Origin of the sequence: Allobosea sp. BE125, from assembly GCF_031456075.1 — a bacterium.
Lineage (GTDB): Bacteria > Pseudomonadota > Alphaproteobacteria > Rhizobiales > Beijerinckiaceae > Allobosea.
The window spans coordinates 384,036-403,979 of record NZ_JAVDTY010000005.1; the positions used below are offsets into that span (position 1 = coordinate 384,036).

Below are 19,944 nucleotides of genomic sequence, written 5' to 3' on the forward strand. Positions count from 1 at the left end.
GGAGGAGACGGGCATTCGGAGACTGGCGCGATCCGCGCCGGCTTTCGGGCGCTCGTGTCTCGACTCGGAAACCGGCGAAACAACACCGTTTTGCCGGACGGGCCGAGGCTTCCGCGTTGCGCTCACTACGCTCCAAGACCACACGCTGTCGCACCGCTTCGCCGCGGCTGCCGCACGTCATGCTTCCGACGCCATTGCCTGCGGCCCGGCCCAGCTCCGTGCCTACGAAGTCCGTGCTGGCGAATTTGCGCCAGCGTTGTCTGGTCGGCCAGGCCATGGCGCTGGTGCTGTGGAACGCTCCGGCCTTCGCGCAGAACATGATCACGCCCGACGGGCGGACACAGACCAATGTCTCCGTCAACGGCGCCACCACGACGATCACCACCCAGACGGTTTCCGGCAATGCCGGCTACAACTCGTTCTCGCGCTTCGAGCAAGCGGGTGGCACGACCGTCAACATGCACCTGCCGCAGAATACCGGCGCGCTGGTCAATATCGTCCGCAACGGCCCCGTCGTCGTCAACGGCATCCTGAATTCCTACAAGAACGGCCAGATCGGCGGGCACGTCTACTTCTCGGACTCCGCCGGCTTCACGGTCGGACCGTCCGGGGTGATCAACACCGGACAGCTGACCGTCAACACGCCGACGCGCGACTTCTTGGATCAGGTGATCAGCCCCAACGGCGTCGTGAATGAAACGATGGCGGCGCGGCTGCGAGCCAACGACATTCCGATCTCGGCGGACGGCGCGATCTCGATCGAGGGCCGCATCAACGCCAAACGCGGCGTGACGCTGTACGGCAGCTCCGTCAGCGTCGCCGGGCAGATCACGGCCAATGCCGCCCCCGTCGATATCGGCGAACGCAGGCGGCGGCACCAGAACGCCTTCGCGGCCAGCGTCAACACCTCCGGCATCCGCCATGGCGGCGCGATGGTGGCGCGGCGCGGCGGCGGCATCGAGATCGTCGCGGCAGGCACAGCGACCATTTCGGGCTCCCTGAGCGCCAATGCGACGGCGCGGCGCTCCGCCGGCTCGATCGTCGTGCGCTCCGGCCGGGGCACGACGATCACCCAGACGGCGCGGCTGAGCGCACAGGGGGCGGCGCCCTCGGCGAAGCTTGCGCAGGGCAGCGCCACAGCGGGCCAGGCTGCCGTCAACACCGGCGACGGCGGCAAGATCTCGATCACCTCCGACGCCGCGATCTCGATTGCGCGCGGAGCGCGCTTTGACGCCAGCGCGGCGCAAGGCGTCGCCGGCAAGGGCGGCGAGATCAAGGTCTTCGCCGGGACCAATCTCGATGTCGAGAATGGCGCGATCTTCAGGGGCAAGGGCGGCCTGACCGGCGATGGCGGCTTCACTGAACTCAGCGCGACGAAGACGGTCACGCTGGGCGCGGTCGATGTCGATCTCTCCGCCCGCTCAGGCAAGGCCGGCCTGCTCTATATCGACCCGACAGACCTGATCATCGGGACCGGCGGCAGCGCCAGCATGACCACCAACGGCACGGATGTGTCGTTGCAGGCGACCAACAGCATCACGATCGCCGCCGATGGCAGCATCGATACGCGCCAGTTCAACCGCTCCGCCAATGGCGGCGTGCTCTCGGCCTCCAATCCCTCGACCGGCAATTCCGGCGCGATCCTGCTGACCGCCCCGAATATCAGCGTGTTCGGCTCGCTGCTCGCCGGCGTCAGCACGGGCAGCGCCTATACCGCCGGTGACGTCACGCTCGACGCGACGACATCGGACATCCGGATCGCCGGCATGGCCAGCGCGACCTCGACCATCGACGTCCACGGCACGATCACCGGACGCGACATTCTGCTGAAGGCGGATGCGACCGCCGTCGCCTCCTATGTCGATCCCTCCGCCGGGCCGCTGCTGGCGCTGGCGGCGCAGAGCGTTGGCGGCATCCTCTTTGGCCTGAACGGCGGTTATGTCGGCAGCCATGTGTTGAGCCGCATCCGTGTCGTCGACGGCGCGACGATCGAGGCGACGCGTGACGTCACCATCACCGCCAAGGCGCGGCAGGAGGCCTCGCTGCCCGCGATCACGCTGAGCGGCGGAAACCCGTTCGCGGCGGCGGTGTCGATCGGCGAGATCATGGGAACGGTCACCGCCGACGTCGCCTCGGGCGCGACGATCAAGGTCGGCCGCAACCTCGCCGTCAACGCCGAGAACGACGTCAAGCTCGCTGTCTCGGCCATCTCGATCTCGGTCGGCACGGGCCTGGTCGCGGCGACGGTCGCCTATGGCTACGTCGATGTCACCACCGCCGCGAAGGTCCACTCCGGCGCGACGGTCACTGCGGGGGCGACCAGCGGCTTCGGAACCGTCAGCGTCACCGCCAAGAACACCAATTCCTTCTCGACCTCGTCAACGGCCGTGGCAGCCTCGGGAGGCGTCGCCGGCATCGCCGTCGCCTATTCCGACTACAAGGCGGAGGCTGATGCGCTGCTCGGCGCCTCGCTGGGCACGAGCGCCGACAAGGTCCAGAACGTCACGGTCCAGGCCCTTTCGGACACGACGAAGAACGCCACGAGCTCATCGGCGACGACCGGCGACAACATCATCTTCAATGCCGGGCCGGCCGGAAGCACCGTCTCGAACCTGCTCAGCCAGCTCTTCGGCAAGCTGTCGACCGCCTCATCGAGTGTGCCGATCAAGGTCGGCAGCGCCGTCACCATCGCCAGCAGCGACCTGAGCGCCACGGCCGCGATCGCGGCCGATCCGGGCGATCAGGCGCCGACGATCTATGCCTCGGGCGACGTCGTGGTAGCGAGCCGGCAGCGCGATTTCGGCGTGCGCCTGATCGCCGACAGCTCGACCAACTCCAACTCGAAGGACCCGACCGCGAGCAATCCCGAGGCGATGGTCTCGCTCTCCTTCGGTATCGCCGTCGGCAACTACGCCCATAGCTCGACCGCATCCATCGGGTCCGGCGTGACGATCAATGCCGGCCGCATCGGCGTCGCCGCGCTCAGCGAAAATCCGATCTCGAATACCTGGACGAACTGGTCCGGACTGGGCGAGACCCTCTCGCACATCAACGGCAATCTCGGCATCGTCAACAATATCCTGACGAGCTATGCCAATGCCGCCTCGCAATCGAACGATCTCGGACTCGCCGGCGCGGTCGACTATTTCCGCGTCAGCAACGACACCTCGGCCTATATCGCCAGCGGCGCGACGCTGAACCAGACCTCGACGACGGCGCCCTGGACGACGACGCTCTCCGGAAACTACGTTCAGAACTGGGCGAGCGGTGTCACCGTCAATGCCGACACGGATCAGCATTCGGTCGATGTCGGCGGCAATTTCGGCTTCACCGGCGGCGTCAATGGCGGCTCCGGTTCGGCGGTCGGCGGTTCGCTGATCGACATCGGCCGCAGCAGCAAGACCGTCGCGGCGGTGGCCGCCGGCGCGACGATCACGGCGACCGATCTCGCGGTCACCGCCAGCACCTCCGACATGCTGTTTGCGATCGCCACCACCTCCGGGCGCTCAGCCGGCACGATCGCGCTGAACGGCATCGTCTCGGTCTCGGGCATCCACAACCAGACGCTGGCCTCGATCAGCAACAAGGCGGTCGTCACGGCCAATGCGGTCTCGGTCAAGGCCGAGCAATTCGTCTCCGTCTTCGCGCTCAGCGGCGGCATCGTGGCCGGCGGCGGTAACGGCATCGGCATCTCGGTGGCGGTGCTGGATGCGGGTTCGGTCACGCGCGCCTATGTCGGCGACAATTCGGACGATCTCACGGACGGCCGGCTCGCCGGCAACGCGCCGCAGGGGCTGATCACGACGGGCTCGATCGCTGTCGAGGCAGCGACGACCGGACGGATCACGGCCGCCGCCGTCGCAGCGGCTGCGGCTGATGGCGCTGTCGCCACGACCCTGCCGCCGGGCACGAGCGAGGCAATCCGGAAAATCTCCGACAGCTTCAACAAGCAGTCCGGCAGCGGCCCCAGCCTCTCGGCGGCGGGCGCATCGGCCGTCGCGCTGACGACAATGGGCACCTCCGCCTGGATCGACGGCGCCCGGCTGCAGAAGAAGGACAATGCCGGACTGACCACGTCGGTCAGGGCCGTGAACTCGACGATCATCGAGGTCGGCGCCGGCGCCGCTGCCGCCAATCTCGCCAACACCTCGGGCGCAAGCGGCGCCATCGCCGGGGCCGTCGCCATCGGCGTCCTCGACAACAGCACCGACGCGCAGATCACCGGATCGAACCTGACCGGCGCCTACGACACCTCCGTCCAGGCCATCGCCGGCGGCCGGGCGACGATCGTCGGCGTCAGCATCGGCGTCTCGGCCGGCGGCAGCGGCGCGGCCGCAGTCTCGGCGGCGGTCGGGCTCGTCACCAGCCGGGTCCAGGCCTCGATCGCCAACTCTGCCATCACCGGGGACGCCGCCACTTCGGTCTCGAAACTCGCCAGCGTCAACGCCTATCAGACCACCGATATCGGCATCGGCGGCGGCGCGGCCTATATCGGCGGGCAGTCCGGCATCGGGCTCTCGCTGAGCTATGCCGAGATCGGCGATCCAAGCGGGCAGGACGCGGTCAGCGCGACCATCCGCAACTCGAGCTTCGTCAATCTCAATGGCCTGAATGTCGTCGCCTCGAATTCGAGCCGTATCGCCTCGGGGGCCGCCACGGTCGGCCTCGGCGGCAACGGCCTGGCTGGCGCCTTCGTCTTCAACAAGGTCACGACGACGACGCGGGCCGAGATCAGCGGCACGGCCGGGGCACCGCCGACCATCACGATCGGCGGCGACGTCGTCGTCACCGCCGACAGCAGCCGCGACACGACCTTCGACGCCATCATCGCCGGCCGCCAGACCTTCTCCCAGGCCGACGCGGCCCAGGTCCAGTTCGACGGAGCCGTCGCCAATGGCGGCGACCCCAATCCGAACGGCGCCGCGATCGTCGCCTTCTCCGGCACGCTGCAAGCCGGGCGCAACAATGTCGGAATCGCTTTCCTCAGCAACGAGGTAGCGCAGTCGCATATCGCGACGATCGACAACGTCATCCTGACCGCGACCGGCGATGTTTCGGTGCGGGCGCAGGACGGCGCCAGCATCACCGGCGTTGCGATCGGGTTCGGCGGGGCCACCGGCCAGTTCGCCGGCGTCGCCTCGGTCGCATTGCAGTCGGTCGACAACGTCGTGCGCGCCGGCATCACCGGCGCAGGCACGATCGTCACGGGCCGAGACGTGAAGCTGAACGGCAGCACGACCGCAACCATCCGCGGCACGGCGGGCTCGCTCGGCCTCGGTTTCGGCTCGGCCGCGCTCGGCCTCTCCGTCGTCGAGAACAGCATCGAAAACAACGTCAGCTCGACGATCGAGGATGCGCGGCTGCGCGCCTCGCGCGACGTGCTGGTCCAGAGCCAGTCGAGCGGCACGATCTCGACCTTGTCGATCGGCATCGCGATCTCGCGCCAGGTCGGGCTCGCCGGCTCGGTCGCCACCAGCAGCGTCGCGACCGACGTTGCCGCGACGGTGAAGCGCGCCGACATCATCGCCGAGAACAATGTCGGCGTGATCGCAACCAATCATGACGGCATCGCGGTCTCGGCCGGCGCGCTTGGTGCGGCCGGCGGCTCGCCCAGCGTCGCCGGCGGCCTCTCGATCGTGAACAACACGATCGGCGGCAGCACCATTGCCTCGATCAGCGAGACCAGCTCCGTCGATGCGCGCGTCAACGGCACCGGGTCGCTGAGCTTCGCCAGCGGCGCGCTCGTCAGCCCGCCGAGCCTGTCCAGCCCAAGCGGCCCGTCGACCACCCTGCCTGACCTGGCGATGGCCCAGCGCAGCATTCGCGGCCTGGCCGTGATCGCGACCTCGCAGCAGGCGGTGATGGCCAATGCCGTGACGGCGGGCATCGCGGTCTACCCGATCAGCGGCGCGGTCGGCTATGTCACCATCCGCAACTCGCTCGGCGGAACGACCTCGGCCACGATCGACGGCAGCACGATCGACACGCGATTGAACGCCGGCCAGAACCCGACGGCGATCGTGGTCGACGCCGCCAGCCATTCCTATGCCGGCAGCTACATCGTCGTCGGTGCGATCGGCGGCGCGGCCGGCGCCGGCGCCGACGCGCAGACCACGCTGAAGCGCCAGACGAGCGCCGCGCTGACGAACTCGACCACGGGCACGATCGCGACCAACCAGGCCGGGCTCGGCGGCGTCGGCGCGGTCGAGGTCGCGGCGGTGTCCTCGCAAGCTTCGACCGGCAAGACGATCGGCTTTTCCGCCGGCGTCGCCGGCGCGGCGGCGACCGGCCTCGTCAACAGCTTCGAGGCGGTCACGACCGCGACTATCGACCAGGGCATCGTCAACGCGGCCTCGCTGCGCGTCACCGCCGACAGCATGAACGGCTTCTACGGTGTCGCCGGCGTCGGCTCCGGCGGCGGCGTCGCGCTCGGCAGCGCCTTCGTCGTGGCCCGCAGCCAGAGCACCACGCTGGCGACGATCGGCGGCGGCGCCAACGTCACGACGCTCAACCTGAACGGCCGGCTCGACGTGCAGGCGACCAGCACCAACAGCTTCACCGCGCTGGCCGCCGGCGGCTCGGCCGCAGGCCTGGTCGGCATCGCCGGCATGGTCAACCTGATCGATGTCGCCAACACGACGCGGGCCGGGCTCTATGGCGTAAACTCGACGCAGCGCCGTACACCGATCCAGGAACTGGCCGGCCAGACCATCGACGGCTCGCTCAACGTGATCGCACGCGAGACCACGACGATCACGCCGGAGACGGGCGTGGCAGCCATCGGCGGCGCCGGCGTCGGCGCCGGTTCCGCGACCAATGTCGCCAGCCTCGACTCAAGTGTGCTCGCAGACCTCTCCGGCAGCACGATCTCGACGACCGGCGCGGTCGTGGTCCAGGCGGTGAGCGACCGCAGCGTCGATGCCAACGCCTTCACCATCGGCCAGGGCGGCTCGATCGGGCTCGGCGCGGCCGTCAACGTCATCTCGGTCGGCACGGGCGCGCCGGCCGGCGCGGATCTCAATATCGGCGGCAACGGCACGCTCTCGCGCGTCAACCAGCTCACCGCCGTCGATCCCGGCTTCATTCTGAGCACCAGCGGGCTCGCGACCTATCGCACCCTGCGCGGCGCCTACGCCTCAGGCGCGACCGACGACCAGCTGCGCACGACGGCCAATGCCGAATATCTGGCGCTCATCCAGAACGGCACGGTCGTCAACGGTGTGCTGACCCTGACCGCCAGCGGCGTCCAGGCTCTACGCTCCAACGCCGCCATCGCGCTCTTCCTGCCGACCGCGACCGACCAGCAGGTCCGCGACTATGCGGCGGCGCGCTACACCGCGCTGAAGGCCGCCAATCTGCAATATGTCATCGGCGACGCCGGGCTGAATTCCTATCGGCAGGTTCTCGAGGTCACGACGCCCAACCTCACCGACGCGCAGGTCAAGATCGCCGCCAACGACGCCTATGCCACGCTGCTGGCCAATGGCGTCCCGGTAAACGGGCTCTATTCGCTGCGTGGGTCGGGCCAGGCCGTCTACCAGGCCGCCGCCGACGCCCAGCTCGGCCGGACGGCGACCTTCAGCGAAGTCAGCGCCTACGCCGCCTCGCAATATGCCTGGTTCACCAGCAACCGCGCCCGCACAGCCACGCCGAGCGCGATCAGCGCTACCGCCCTGCTCGATTCGACCGGCGCCCAGACAGGTGCGACCGCGCTCGGCGGGTCGATCACGGCCAGCTCGGTCACGGTGACCTCGACCTCGAAGACCTCGACCGAGAACACCGCGCTCGGCATCGGCATTGGCGGCGTCGGCGTCGGCGCGGCCCTTGGCTACACCACGGTCGCCGACACTGTCAGCGCCCAGCTCGACCAGGCGACGGTGACGACGGGTTCGATCACGGTCAATGCCTCGGCCATCGACGGCGCCGGGGGCGTGGCGTCCCGGATCGACGTCAAGGCCGGCGCGGGCTCGGGCACGGCTTCCGCCGGCGCGGCGGTAGCGCAGGGCGCGGTTTCGAATACGCTCACCGCCCGGCTCGGCGGCACGCTCACGGTCACCGGCGCGACGACGGTCGGCGCGACGACGACGCAAGGCTCGCGCGCCGACGCGCTCGGCGCGGCGGCGGCGGGCGGCGGCGCGCTTGGCATCTCGATCGCCAAGAGCAGCCTCGACGGCACGGCGACATCGAATGTCGCGGCCAACACCACGCTCTCGGGCGGAACATCGCTCACTGTCGATGCCAGCAGCGCCGGCATCTCCTATGCCTCGGCGACCGCCGGCGCAGGCGGCTTGCTGGTCGCCGGCACGGGCGCCGACGCGCGCGCCAGCGATTCCTCGCGCGTCGAGGCCCATCTCGGCGACAACGCCAGCGTCAATGTCGGGACCGGGGCAATCCGCGTGACCGCGACCGCGACGCCCGACGCCAAGGCGGCCGCCTATGGCGTCTCGGTGACGGGCGGGCTCGCCGTAGGCGCGGCCATCTCGCGCGCCACCACCAACCAGACCGTGATCGCGGCGATGGATGGCGGAGCCGCCGCCCAGCGCGCGCTCACCGCCGGCAGCCTCTCGATCCTGGCGACCAGCACGATCTTCGGCACGCCCGTGACCTCGATCGGCGGCTCGCCCGGCGCGACCGGCGATTTCAGCCGCGGCGGCACCGGAGCCGCCGCCTGGTCCTTCTCCGGCTCTGGATCCTACTATGCCAGCGCGGTCGGCTCGGACGCGAAGGCCGTCAACACCTCGACGGTCACCGCCTCTGCGGGCAACAACGTCCGGCTGCCGGCCGGCACCGTCGAGATCAACGCGACCAACACGACGCGCCAGATCGCCTCGGCGACCGGCTTCTCGATCGCCGGCAAATACGCGATCGGCGCCGTGCTGGCCGAGGCGCGCTCGACGGCGACGACGAGCGCGACGCTGGGCGACGACGCCCGCCTGCTGGGCAACAGCGCGACGAAATTCAGCCTGATCGCAGCCGGCAGCGACACGCAGATCGCCAGCGCCACATCAGGCAGCGGCGGGCTGGTCGCCGGCGCCGGAGCCTCGGCCGACACCGCCAATACCGCCACGGTCACGGCCAGCATCGGCGCGCGCACGCAGATCGGCGCCAACACGATCCTGGTCAATGCGGGCCATACCGATTCCTATGCCAACCGGGTCGATGCGACGCAGGCGGCAGCCCTTGGCGCCAGCGCTTCGCTCGCAAGTCACGACGCGACCTCCAACGTACTGGTCGACATCGGTGCGTCCGTCATCTTCAACGCGATCGGCAACGGCACCAAAGGCTGCTACGTCACCACCTGCCTCCAGGGCATCGAGCTCGAAAGCCGCAACGTCTTCACCCAACTCGCGCTCGGCGACACGATCAGCGCCGGCGCGGGCGGCGGCATCAACGGCGTCGGCGCCAAGTCGACGATCGACATCGACGGCTCGTCGAAGGTCCTGATCGGCGACAACGCCAACTTCTCCGGCGGCTTCAACGCCGTCTCCTCGCCCGGCCCGATCGCGATCCAGGCGATCACCGAACTGACCGCCAACGACACGGTGACGCTGACCACCGGCGGCCTGCTGCAAGGGTCCGGCGTCACCTCGCAATACCGCGCCCGCAATGTCGACAACGAGGTCACGCTCGGAACAGGGGTCACGCTGACCTCGGCCGGCACGATCAATATCGGCACCTACACCACCGCGACGGTCAAGACGAACGCGCTCGTCACGACCTATGGCCTCGCTGCCGTCGGCGTCGCCGAGGCCGATACCGACATCATCACCAACCAGACGATCACGATCGGCACCAACAGCACGCTGACCGGCCTCGACAACGTCAACGTCACCGCCGGGCGCGATGCGTCCGGCCTGGCCATGACCTCGATCTCCGGCGACGCCACGGCGATCGGCTATGTGCGCGGCCTGATCGCGGTGCCCGACGCCGACGCCTCGACCGACCTGCAGAACCGGGCGCGGCTGAACGTCAATACCGGGGCTGCGCTGCTCAGCGCCCAGAACGTCACGCTCGGCGCCTATAACGGCATGGTGACGCCCAATGCCGACGGCGCCGGCCACGGCTTCCAGCTCTATTTCATCCCGGTGACGCAGCGCGACGAGACCCCCGGCGCATCGGCGACCTCGACGGTGGTGATGAACGGCCGTGCCGTCGGCGGCGTGTTCCACGAGCAGGAGATCACCATCGGCTGCGGCACGGGCGGCCTGTCGATCTGCGACCTCAACGCGACGCCGACGGTCTATGTGAAGGCCGGCGGCGCGCCGGTCGTCGTCACCCGCGACGACGCCTTCGACGCGGTGGCCTATGTCCGCGCCAACTACACCACGACCAACGGCACGATCGACGACACCGCTGTCGCCGACACGCTGGTCGGCGGCATCTCTTCGGGGCTGGTGCGGGCCTACCGGATCAGCCAGCTCTATGCGGCCGGCGGCAACGTCTTCGTCAACGGCGACACCATCCAGGGCAATGGCACGCTGACCGCCAATGGCGGGCCGACGATCAAGGTCGTCAACAACAGCGCCGCCTATCTGATCCTCGACGGCGGCGCCTATATCCCCGACCTCTCGACCGGGCAGATCCTGTTCACCGGCGCGGCGCAGGGCCAGAACGGGCTGATGCAGACCCGCTACAACGCCAACGGCACGGCGAGCGTCATCATCAACAACGCCTACACCCGCGCCGATATCGGCAACTACGGGCCGGCGCTGCTGATCGCCGACGACATCAGCAATCTCGGCGGCCTGGTCTCGATCAACAACACGCAAGGGTCGTTCGGCTTCTCAGGCCAGCGCATCGACTCGCTGCAGTTCAACGTCACGGTGCCCAACGGCGCGGTCGCGGTTGCGTCGAACGGGCCGAATGGGATGTACAATGCCGGCGCGTCGCCGCAGGCGGAATGGGGCGCTGCGATCACCTATCCCGGCGCCACGCCCGGTGCGCCGTCGCAGAGCTACGTCATCAACGACACCGTCAACGCGATCGCCAACACGCTGTATTTCGGCTCCGGCGCCAGCCTGAACTATAACCTCTACCACCGTATCGAGGATGGCGGGAATCCGGGGCTGCGCTACAGCACCATCATGTACGGCAACTGCATCGGCTATGGCTCGACCGGCATGAACTGCCAGGGCGGCTACGATTTCGGCAACGGCATCTACTTCGCCCAGATCCCGATCGTGCCGAAATACTACCAGAGCGACTCGGTCCAGGCGCAAGGCAGCGGCTCACAGATCTACGGCGCACAGGTCGCGATCAAGGCGACAGTGATCAACGTCAACGCCTCGATCGAGGCCGGGCGGATCACCAACCAGTCGGTCGTTCTGGGCGATAACCTGATCCAGGCGCTCGGTTTCGCGATCTTCAACTACAACACCTATGGCTACGGCTCGCCCCTGGTCGACCTCACCAACGATACGCGCCTGATCAATTACGGCAGCGCGGCCGGCTCCTACCGCGTCCTCAACAGCGGCGACAAGCTGATCCCCGTCACCTACGACATCCGCACCGGACAGCTCAATGTCAGCGACGTCAACGCCTCCTCGGGCGGCGGCTCGGTGTTGCTCGACGGCCAGATCATCAGCACCAACGTGCTCGGCAAGATCAAGATCAATGGCGGCTTCGGCCATGTCGATATCGTCAACAACAGCGGCATGGCGCTCATCACCAACAAGATCAACACCGGCACGGCCGCCGGCGCCAACGCCAGCACGAGCAAGATCACGATCGTCGATCGGCTGAAGCCGGCCGCCGAGAACACCACAGTCTACGTCTACACGCCGGGCTCCGGCATCGCGAAATACATCACCGACAACGGGCGCCAGCCGATCCTGAGCGGCGCCAACGCCACTCAGCCCGTGCAGTTCATCGCCGGAGACAGCACGACCTACGACACCAAGGACGGCATGCGCTACGAGTGGACGCAGCAGTTGCTCGTTCACAAGGACAACCTCGTCAGCGGCGATCCGAACCAACAGGGCGTGTGGCGCTATAATTCGGGCTCGGCCAACAATCCCTGGGTCTATGTCCCGGCGCCGGCGACCGGCATCTGGGGCGACGGCACCTCGTCGGGGCCGGACTATTGGAACGGGACGACCGGGGCGCAGGGCCGCGTCACCTATAACCCGTACTACGCCTCCAGCAATCCTGTGTTCTACCAGACCTTGCAGGGCGGCGTCATCGAGGTCTCGAACGCGATGCAGACCTACGAGGGCTGCAATGGCGGCACTCCGAGCTTCTGCAGCCGCGACTTCCGCCAGGTCGACGGCTCGACCGCCAACACCTACTGGAACTACAACCACGTCAGGGACGCCTGGCTCCAGGTCACCGCCTCGGTCAGGGCGGACTATGATTTCGGGATCAGCTTCGCCGGCAATGCCAGCGGCCAGCTCAACATCAGCTCGAACCAGTCGATCCGCCTGCAGGGCAACATCGTCAATCCGAGCGGCGCCGCCTATATTGCCGCTTCGGCCGGCAGCATCACGCAGGCGCCGCAGACCAATATCCTGTCGCAGAACCTGACGATCAGCGGGCGCGACGCGCTCGGCTCCGCCGCCGCGCCGGTCAATGTCTCGCTGACCGAGGGCGGTATCATTGCGGCCTATTCCGGCGCCGGCGGCATCAACCTGAACATCGATTCCGCCGCCAAGGTCTGGCGCTTCAACGCCGATCTCGACGCGGCCTCCGGCCGCTATGGCGACATCAACATCCGCGCGACCGGCGGGCTCGAGGTTTCGCAATACGCGCCGGCCGACTTCACCCATGTGCTCGGCAACAACATCAACATCACCAGCGTCAACGGCGCGGTCGGCGGCATCAATACCCCGCTGCGCATGCAGGCCATGGCGACGACGCTGGCCAATGGCAGCCAGACCGGCGGCGTGGTCAACATCTCGGCGCAGGGCGATATCGGCGTCCAGCAGCTGTCGGGCAATCTCCGCGTCGGCCAGATCGCCAGCACCGGCGGCAATGTCCGCGTCGACGTGGTCAGCGGCACACTCAAGGCGGCCAACGCCCAGACCGCGGCGCAGTCGCTCTCGACCGAACAGCTCTCGACGATCAAGAGCAAGCTCAAGCTGACCCAGGCCGACGGCGCCGACGCCGCTGCGCTTGCCAGCGTCGCCGCGTTCGAGCGCAACGTCACCCAGACCTACACGCTCTATTCCAGCCTGATCCGCAACGGCAGCGTCACCAACGGCGTCTTCACGCTCGACGCCGCCGCGACCGCGCTCTACCAGCCGCTCGCCGACGCCGCAGGAATGACCGTCACGGCCTATGTGGCAGACCGTTATGCGAGCTACGCCAGCGTCTTCGAGAAGGCCTATGGCGCGAACTGGAACACGCTGGCGCGCTTCCAGGAGAACACGCTCGAAAGCAATTTCAACTTCACCACCGCCTCGGCCGGGGCCGCACCGAACCTTGCCGCCAGCATCACCGCCAATGCGGTCTGGCAGACGGGCCAGTTGGTCGCCGCGATCGACCAGGCGGCGCTGCAGCCGGCGTCGGGTGTCGTCGGCAACGGCACGGCGATCATCGTCGGCCGCGATGTGAGCCTGAACATCGGCGGCAGCATCGGCTCGCTGGCGCCCGACGTCACCATCGGCCTCGACACCATCCGCAACGGCACGCTGAGCACGAGCCAGCTCCAGGCGCTTGCGGTCGCCACCACGCCAGGGTCGGTCAAGCTCTTCGGCACGAACGGAAGCGGCCAGCGCGTCGCGGTCTCCGATATCAACGCCGTGCCCAACGGCGTGACGCTGACCTCGGTCGATATCAGCCAGACCGCGCCGCTCTTCATCAGCGCGACCGGCACATTCTCCGGCTCGGCCCAGGGCGACATCTATGTCCAGGCGACGACCGGTGCGCAGTCGGGCGGCGGCTCGCTCAATATCGGACGCGTCACCGCCACCGGCGCGATCAACCTGCAGGCGCCGCAGGGGATCACCGTCGCGACCGCGCCGAGCAGCACGACGCCGCTCAACGCAGTCCAGATTCAGGCCGGAACCGACCTGGTCCTGACCGGAGCCGGCGGCGGCATCGGCTCGGCGGCGACGCCGCTGACCTACCAGATCGGCGGGCGGCTGGTCTCGGCCTCGGCCGGCGCAGGCGATGCCTATCTCGTCGCGGCAGCGGGCAACGCCCAGATCGGCCGCATCTTCGCCTCCGGCACGGCCTCGCTCACGGCGACAGCCGGCTCGATCCAGAGCTACCTGCCGGGCGTCGCGATCTCGGCCTCCAACATCGTGCTCAACGCATCAGGCAATGTCGGCAGCGGCGTCACGCCATTCGCGGTCCAGGCCGCCAACGATGGCGAGGTCTCCGGCCAGATCGGCGGCTCGGCCACGCTCTCAACGCCGACGCTCGCCAGCCAATCCGCCGTCGCGCTGCGGATCGGTGCGCTGACGGCCGCTGGCGGACTCTCGCTCGCCGCCGACGCCGAGGTGCGGATCCTGCGCAGCCTGGCGGCGACCACCGGGCCGCTCTCCATCACCGCCGGCGCGATCAGCATGGCGGCTGGCGCGACCGTGCAATCGGGCGGGCAGATCACCCTCGCCTCGCTCAGCGATGTGACGCTCGGGCGGGTCACGAGCACGCTTATCGGCACCGCCGGTACGGCCTCCATCGCCGTTTCGGCCGCAGGAGCCATCGCCGGCAATGGCGACAGCGTCGTCAATCTCAACGCCGGCCAGGCCGGCGGCGTCATCGCGCTCAATGCCGGCAGCGGCATCGGCAGCAGCCTGGCGCCTGTGAGCTTCGACGCACCGAGCCTGTCGGCCCGCAGCCTGCAAGGCGGCGTCTATCTCAAGACCGCCACGACAGCGCGTGTCACGGCGCTGACGGCCGACACCGGCGCAGCCAACCTGCTCGCGACAGGCAACCTCACCGTCGATGCCCTGACGAGCGGTGGCGCGGCAAGCGCGACCTCGACCGCCGGGATGCTGACGATCGGTACCCTCACCTCGGGCGGAGCCACAACCCTGAGCGCCGCGAATGCGCTCAGCGTGACATCGGCGACGACAACCATAGGCGATCTCACGCTGGTATCGACATCCGGCGGCATCAACGCCACCACCTTGCATGCGGCTGGTGCGGCCACGCTCACCGCCCCCGGCGCGATCAGCGTCGCCACGCTGACCAGCGGCAGCGGCACGAACGCGACCTCGTCGGCCGGGACACTCGGCATCACCTCGCTTACGGCTGGAGGAGCAACCACGCTCGCCGCCTCCGGCACTGTTACGCTTGGATCGGCGCGGACCACCGCCGGGGATCTCTCCGTCTCCTCGACACTCGCCGGGATCACGGCCGCCACGCTCGATGCGGCGCGAAATGCGACGCTGACCGCCACTGGGGCAATCGCGAACACGACATCACTCAGCACCGGCGGCACGGCTTCCGTCACCTCGTCCGGCGGGGCGCTGAACCTCGTGGCTGTGACATCGGGAGCAGCCGCGACACTCAGCGGCGCAACGGCTGTCACGCTGGGAACGGTGCGGACCGTGGCGGGCGACCTCTCGGTAGCCTCCACGACTGCCGGCATCACCGCGACCACGCTTGACGCCGCCAATGCTGCAACCCTCACCGCTCCAGGCGCGATCAGCGTCACGACGCTGACCAGCGGCGGCGGCACGAGTGCGACCTCGTCGAGCAGCACGCTTGGCGTCACCACGCTCACGGCCGGCGCAACCACGACGCTCGCAGCCTCCAGCACGGTCACGCTCGGCTCAGCGCGGACGACGACGGGCGACCTCTCGGTCTCCTCCACCAACGCCAGCATCACCGCAACCACGCTCGATGCCGATGGGGCTGTCACCCTCACCGCGCCCGGCGCCATCACTGTTGCGACGCTGACCAGCGGCAGCGGCACGACCGCGACCTCGTCAGGCGGGGCGCTCGATATCACCACGCTTACGGCTGGCGAGACGGCGACGCTTTCGGCCTTCGGCACTGTCACGCTCGGTTCCGCGCAGACCAGCGCCGGAGATATCCTGGCCTCCTCGACGAATGCCGGGATCGTCGCGGCCACGCTCAATGCAGCAGGAAAAGCAGCCCTGACTGCTGCCGGGGCGATCTCGGTCACGACATCGCTGACCACCGGTGGCACCGCGTCCGTCACCTCGTCGGGCGGATCGCTCGATCTGGTGGCCGTGACATCCGGCGGGTCCGCCACGCTCAGCGGAGCGACTGTCGTCACCCTCGGAACGGTGCGAACCACAGCGGGCGATCTCTCCGTCGCCTCGACCGGCGGCACCATCGCCGCGACCACGCTCGATGCGGCTGGCGCGGCCACCCTCACCGCTCCCGGCACGATCACCGTCGCGACGCTGACCAGCGGCAATGGCGCGAGCGTGGCCTCGTCGGGGGGAACGCTCGACATCACGACCTTGACGGCAGATGCGACGACCGCCCTGTCGGCCTCGGGCGCCGTAACCCTCGGCTCCATTCAGATCACAACCGGCGATCTTTCCGTCTCCTCGACGACCGCCGGAATCACCGCCGCAACGCTCGGTGTGGCTCGCAACGCGACGCTGACCGCTGCCGGCACGATTGCGATCACGACGTCGCTGACCACCGGAGGCACAGCATCCGTCACCTCGTCGGCCGGAGCCCTCGATCTCGCGGCTGTGACATCCGGCGGATCCGCCACGCTCAATGGCGCGACTGTCGTCACGCTGGGAACCGTGCGGACGACTGCCGGCGATCTGGCTGTGTCCTCGGCAACCGCCGGGATCATCGCAACCACGCTCGATGCGGCCGGCGCAGCTACACTCACCGCTCCCGGCGCGATCACTGTCGCGACGCTGACCAGCGGCGGCGGCACCAGCGCAAACTCCTCGAGCGGGACACTCGGCGTCACCACGCTTACGGCTGGAGGAACGACAACGCTCGCGGCCTTCGGCGCCGTCACGCTCGGCGCGGCTCAGACGACCATCGGGGATCTCTTCATCTCCTCGACGAACGCCGGAATTGCCGCCGCCACGCTCAATGTTGCCCGCAATGCGATGCTGACCGCTGCCGGGGCGATCTCGATCACGACATCGCTGACCACCGGCGGCACGGCGTCCGTCACCTCGTCCGGCGGGGCGCTCGATCTCGCGGCGCTGACATCGGGCGGCACAGCCACGCTCAGCGGCGCAACAACCGTCACTCTGGGAACCGCCCGGACGACAGCTGGCGACCTGTCCGTCGCCTCGACTAGCGGCAGCATCGCCGCGACCACGCTGGATGCGGCTGGTGCGGCGACACTCGCCGCTCCAGGCGCGATCAGCGTCACGACGCTGACCAGCGGCAGCGGCGCGAATGCGACCTCCTCGGGCGGGACGCTCGGGATCACCACGCTCACGGCCGGAGGCACGACAGCGCTCGCTGCCTCCGGCGCCGTCACGCTGGGATCGGCGCAGACGACGAGCGGCGATCTTGCAGTGTCCTCGGCCAATGCCGGGATCACCGCGACCACGCTGGCGGCTGCTGGAGCAGCCACCCTCAGTGCTCCAGGCGCGATCAGCGTCGCTACACTGACGAGCGGTAGCGGCACGAACGCGACGTCCTCGGGCAGCACACTCGACATCACCACGCTCACGGCAGCAGGCGAAGCCGCACTCGCAGCGCATGATGCGGTCACGCTGGGCCGGGTCGAGACGAGCAACGGCGCGATCCGCGTCACATCGAGCCATGCCGGGATCTCGGCTGCGACCCTGGTTTCGGCGGCCGGACTCGAACTGGGCGCCTTCGGCGACATCTCCGGCACGACGCTGACAAGCGGCGACCAGGCCAGCCTGCATTCGACAACGGGCAGGCTAACGATCACGACGCTGAACGCAGGCGCGACCGCAACCTTGCAGGCCGCCGGCGCCATTGCGCTGGGCACGGCAACCACGACGACGGGAGACTTCCTCGCGACCTCGACCGGCGGCCGCCTGACCGCCACCACAGTCCAAGCCTTCGGCTCGACAAGCCTGAGCGCCGCCACGCTGCAGATCGACACCGTCACGAGTGGCGGCGAAGCCGCGGCCACCACCCAACTCGGCGCTCTGGAAATAGACTCGCTGACCAGCGGCGGCGTCACGCATCTGGATGCAGCTGGCGCGCTCATCATTTCCAACTTGAGCGCCGGCGGCGCTGCCACGCTCTCTTCGCGGAATGCGACGATCGACCTCACGACCGCGACGACAGGCGACACCGCCAGGCTCTCGGCCGCTGGCGCGATCAGCCTGGGCACGCTCACAACGCGGGGCGGCGATATCGTCGCGACCTCCTACGCTGCCGGCATCACGGCGGCCGCGCTGGACGCGGCAGGCGCGATCGCACTCGACGCGACCGGTGCGATCGTCGTCCAGACGGCGAGCAGCGGGAGCGGAACGAGCGCTTCGACGCGCGCCGGGTTGACGATCGGCACGCTTGCTACCGGCGGCGACGCCACGCTCACCGCTACGAACATGCTGACCCTCACCAGCGTGACGAGCGCGGGCAATCTGTCGCTGCGCTCGACGGCAGACGGCATCACCGCGCAAACCCTGCACGCCAACGGCCGCGCCGATCTCGTGGCGGCAGGGACTGTGACGATCAACGACCTGCGCAGCGGCGGCGGAACGTCCATCTTCGGCAACGCCATCGCCCTCACCGCGCTCGCCGCAGGCGAAAGCGCGAATGTGAATGGTCGCGGCGCAGTCGCGCTCGGCAGCGTGCTGACGCAGTCGGGCGATCTCTCCGTCGCATCCGAATTCGGCACGATCCGCGCCGGAACGCTCGATGCAGCAGGTGGGCTCCTGCTGCAGGCGCCCGGCGCCATCACCATCGGCATCGCACGCAGCGCCGGCTCCGTCACTGCGACATCCTCGGGCGCGGGCATCGATATCCAGACGCTTGTTGCTCGCGACGATGTGCTGCTCACGGCCGCGGAGGCCTTGCGCTTTGAAAGCCTGACGGCAGGCGGGTCGCTCGGGCTGAATTCGACCCGCGCCGGCGTCACCATCACGACAGCGCAAGCGGGTGAGAACATCGCCATCGCCGGGCAGGCGATCAGGTTCGGCGCGCTCGACGCCGGCCGCTCCGCCAGCCTCGCCAGCGCCGGCGATATCGACGGCGACAGCATCGTCGCCACCGATGCGCTCATGGCGCGGGCGGGCCTTGGCGGCAGCGGCTCGATCCGGCTCGGCGTCGGCGCGGCGCGCAACGCGGAATTCTCCGCTCCCGACGAGGTCCGCCTCGGCCGCTTCGGCGCAGGCGACAGCATCACCATCCTGGGGACGGACATCGCCTCCAGCATCGTGCAATTGCCCGGCGGCTCGGGCGCCCCGCTCGTGCTCGATATCGCAGGTCTGCGCGAGCGCGCGGCGAGGTCCGCTGCTCTTACGATCGACGCATTGCGCTTCCGCGCCAACCGGTTAGACGTTACGGATGCTGTCATAACGACGAGCGCCAGCCGCTTCGATCTCGCCGCCAATTTCGTTCCGGGAGCTCTGCGCTTGACCACGCCCGGAATGACCGTCCTGGCCAATAACCGCAGCATCGCTCCGGTCCGCGGCTTCGATGTGCAGCTCTACCAGAAGGACCGGACCTTCTTCATCTCCGTCAACGGCACCCAATTGTCGTCGAATGCCTATGTCGTGCGCTTCGACAGCACTATCGCGAATGTCGATACCGCAGATGGCGTCTCGCTGGTGCGCGACATGGCGCGGCTCAGCGTCGTCGCGCCGACCGGACCGAGCTTCGGCGAGATCGCGCGCGGCTTCGTCTTGGGCGCTGACGGCCGCTGGCGCAGCAGCGATCCCGAGACGACCGCCAGCCTCGGTGAAGGCAGTGGCCCGCGGGTGAATCTCGGCCAGTTCGGAAGCGGCGAGGCCCGGCCTTGACGAGATACCCTTGCGGGCAGCGGCGGCGCGAAGCCGTCTGCGCTTCCGCTTCACTCCTGGCTGCCCTGCTTGGGCTGGGGCTTCCGAGCCTTGC

At 68.7% G+C, this 19,944-nt stretch carries 1 protein-coding gene; it reads left to right on the plus strand.

Annotated elements, in window-relative coordinates; all coding sequences use genetic code 11:
- The first annotated feature begins 218 nt into the window (after nt 1-218).
- Nucleotides 219-19,850, plus strand: a complete 19,632-nt coding sequence (locus J2Y55_RS14665) for a leukotoxin LktA family filamentous adhesin (RefSeq protein WP_310154286.1) — start codon at nt 219-221, stop codon at nt 19,848-19,850.
- The last annotated feature ends 94 nt before the right edge of the window (nt 19,851-19,944 follow it).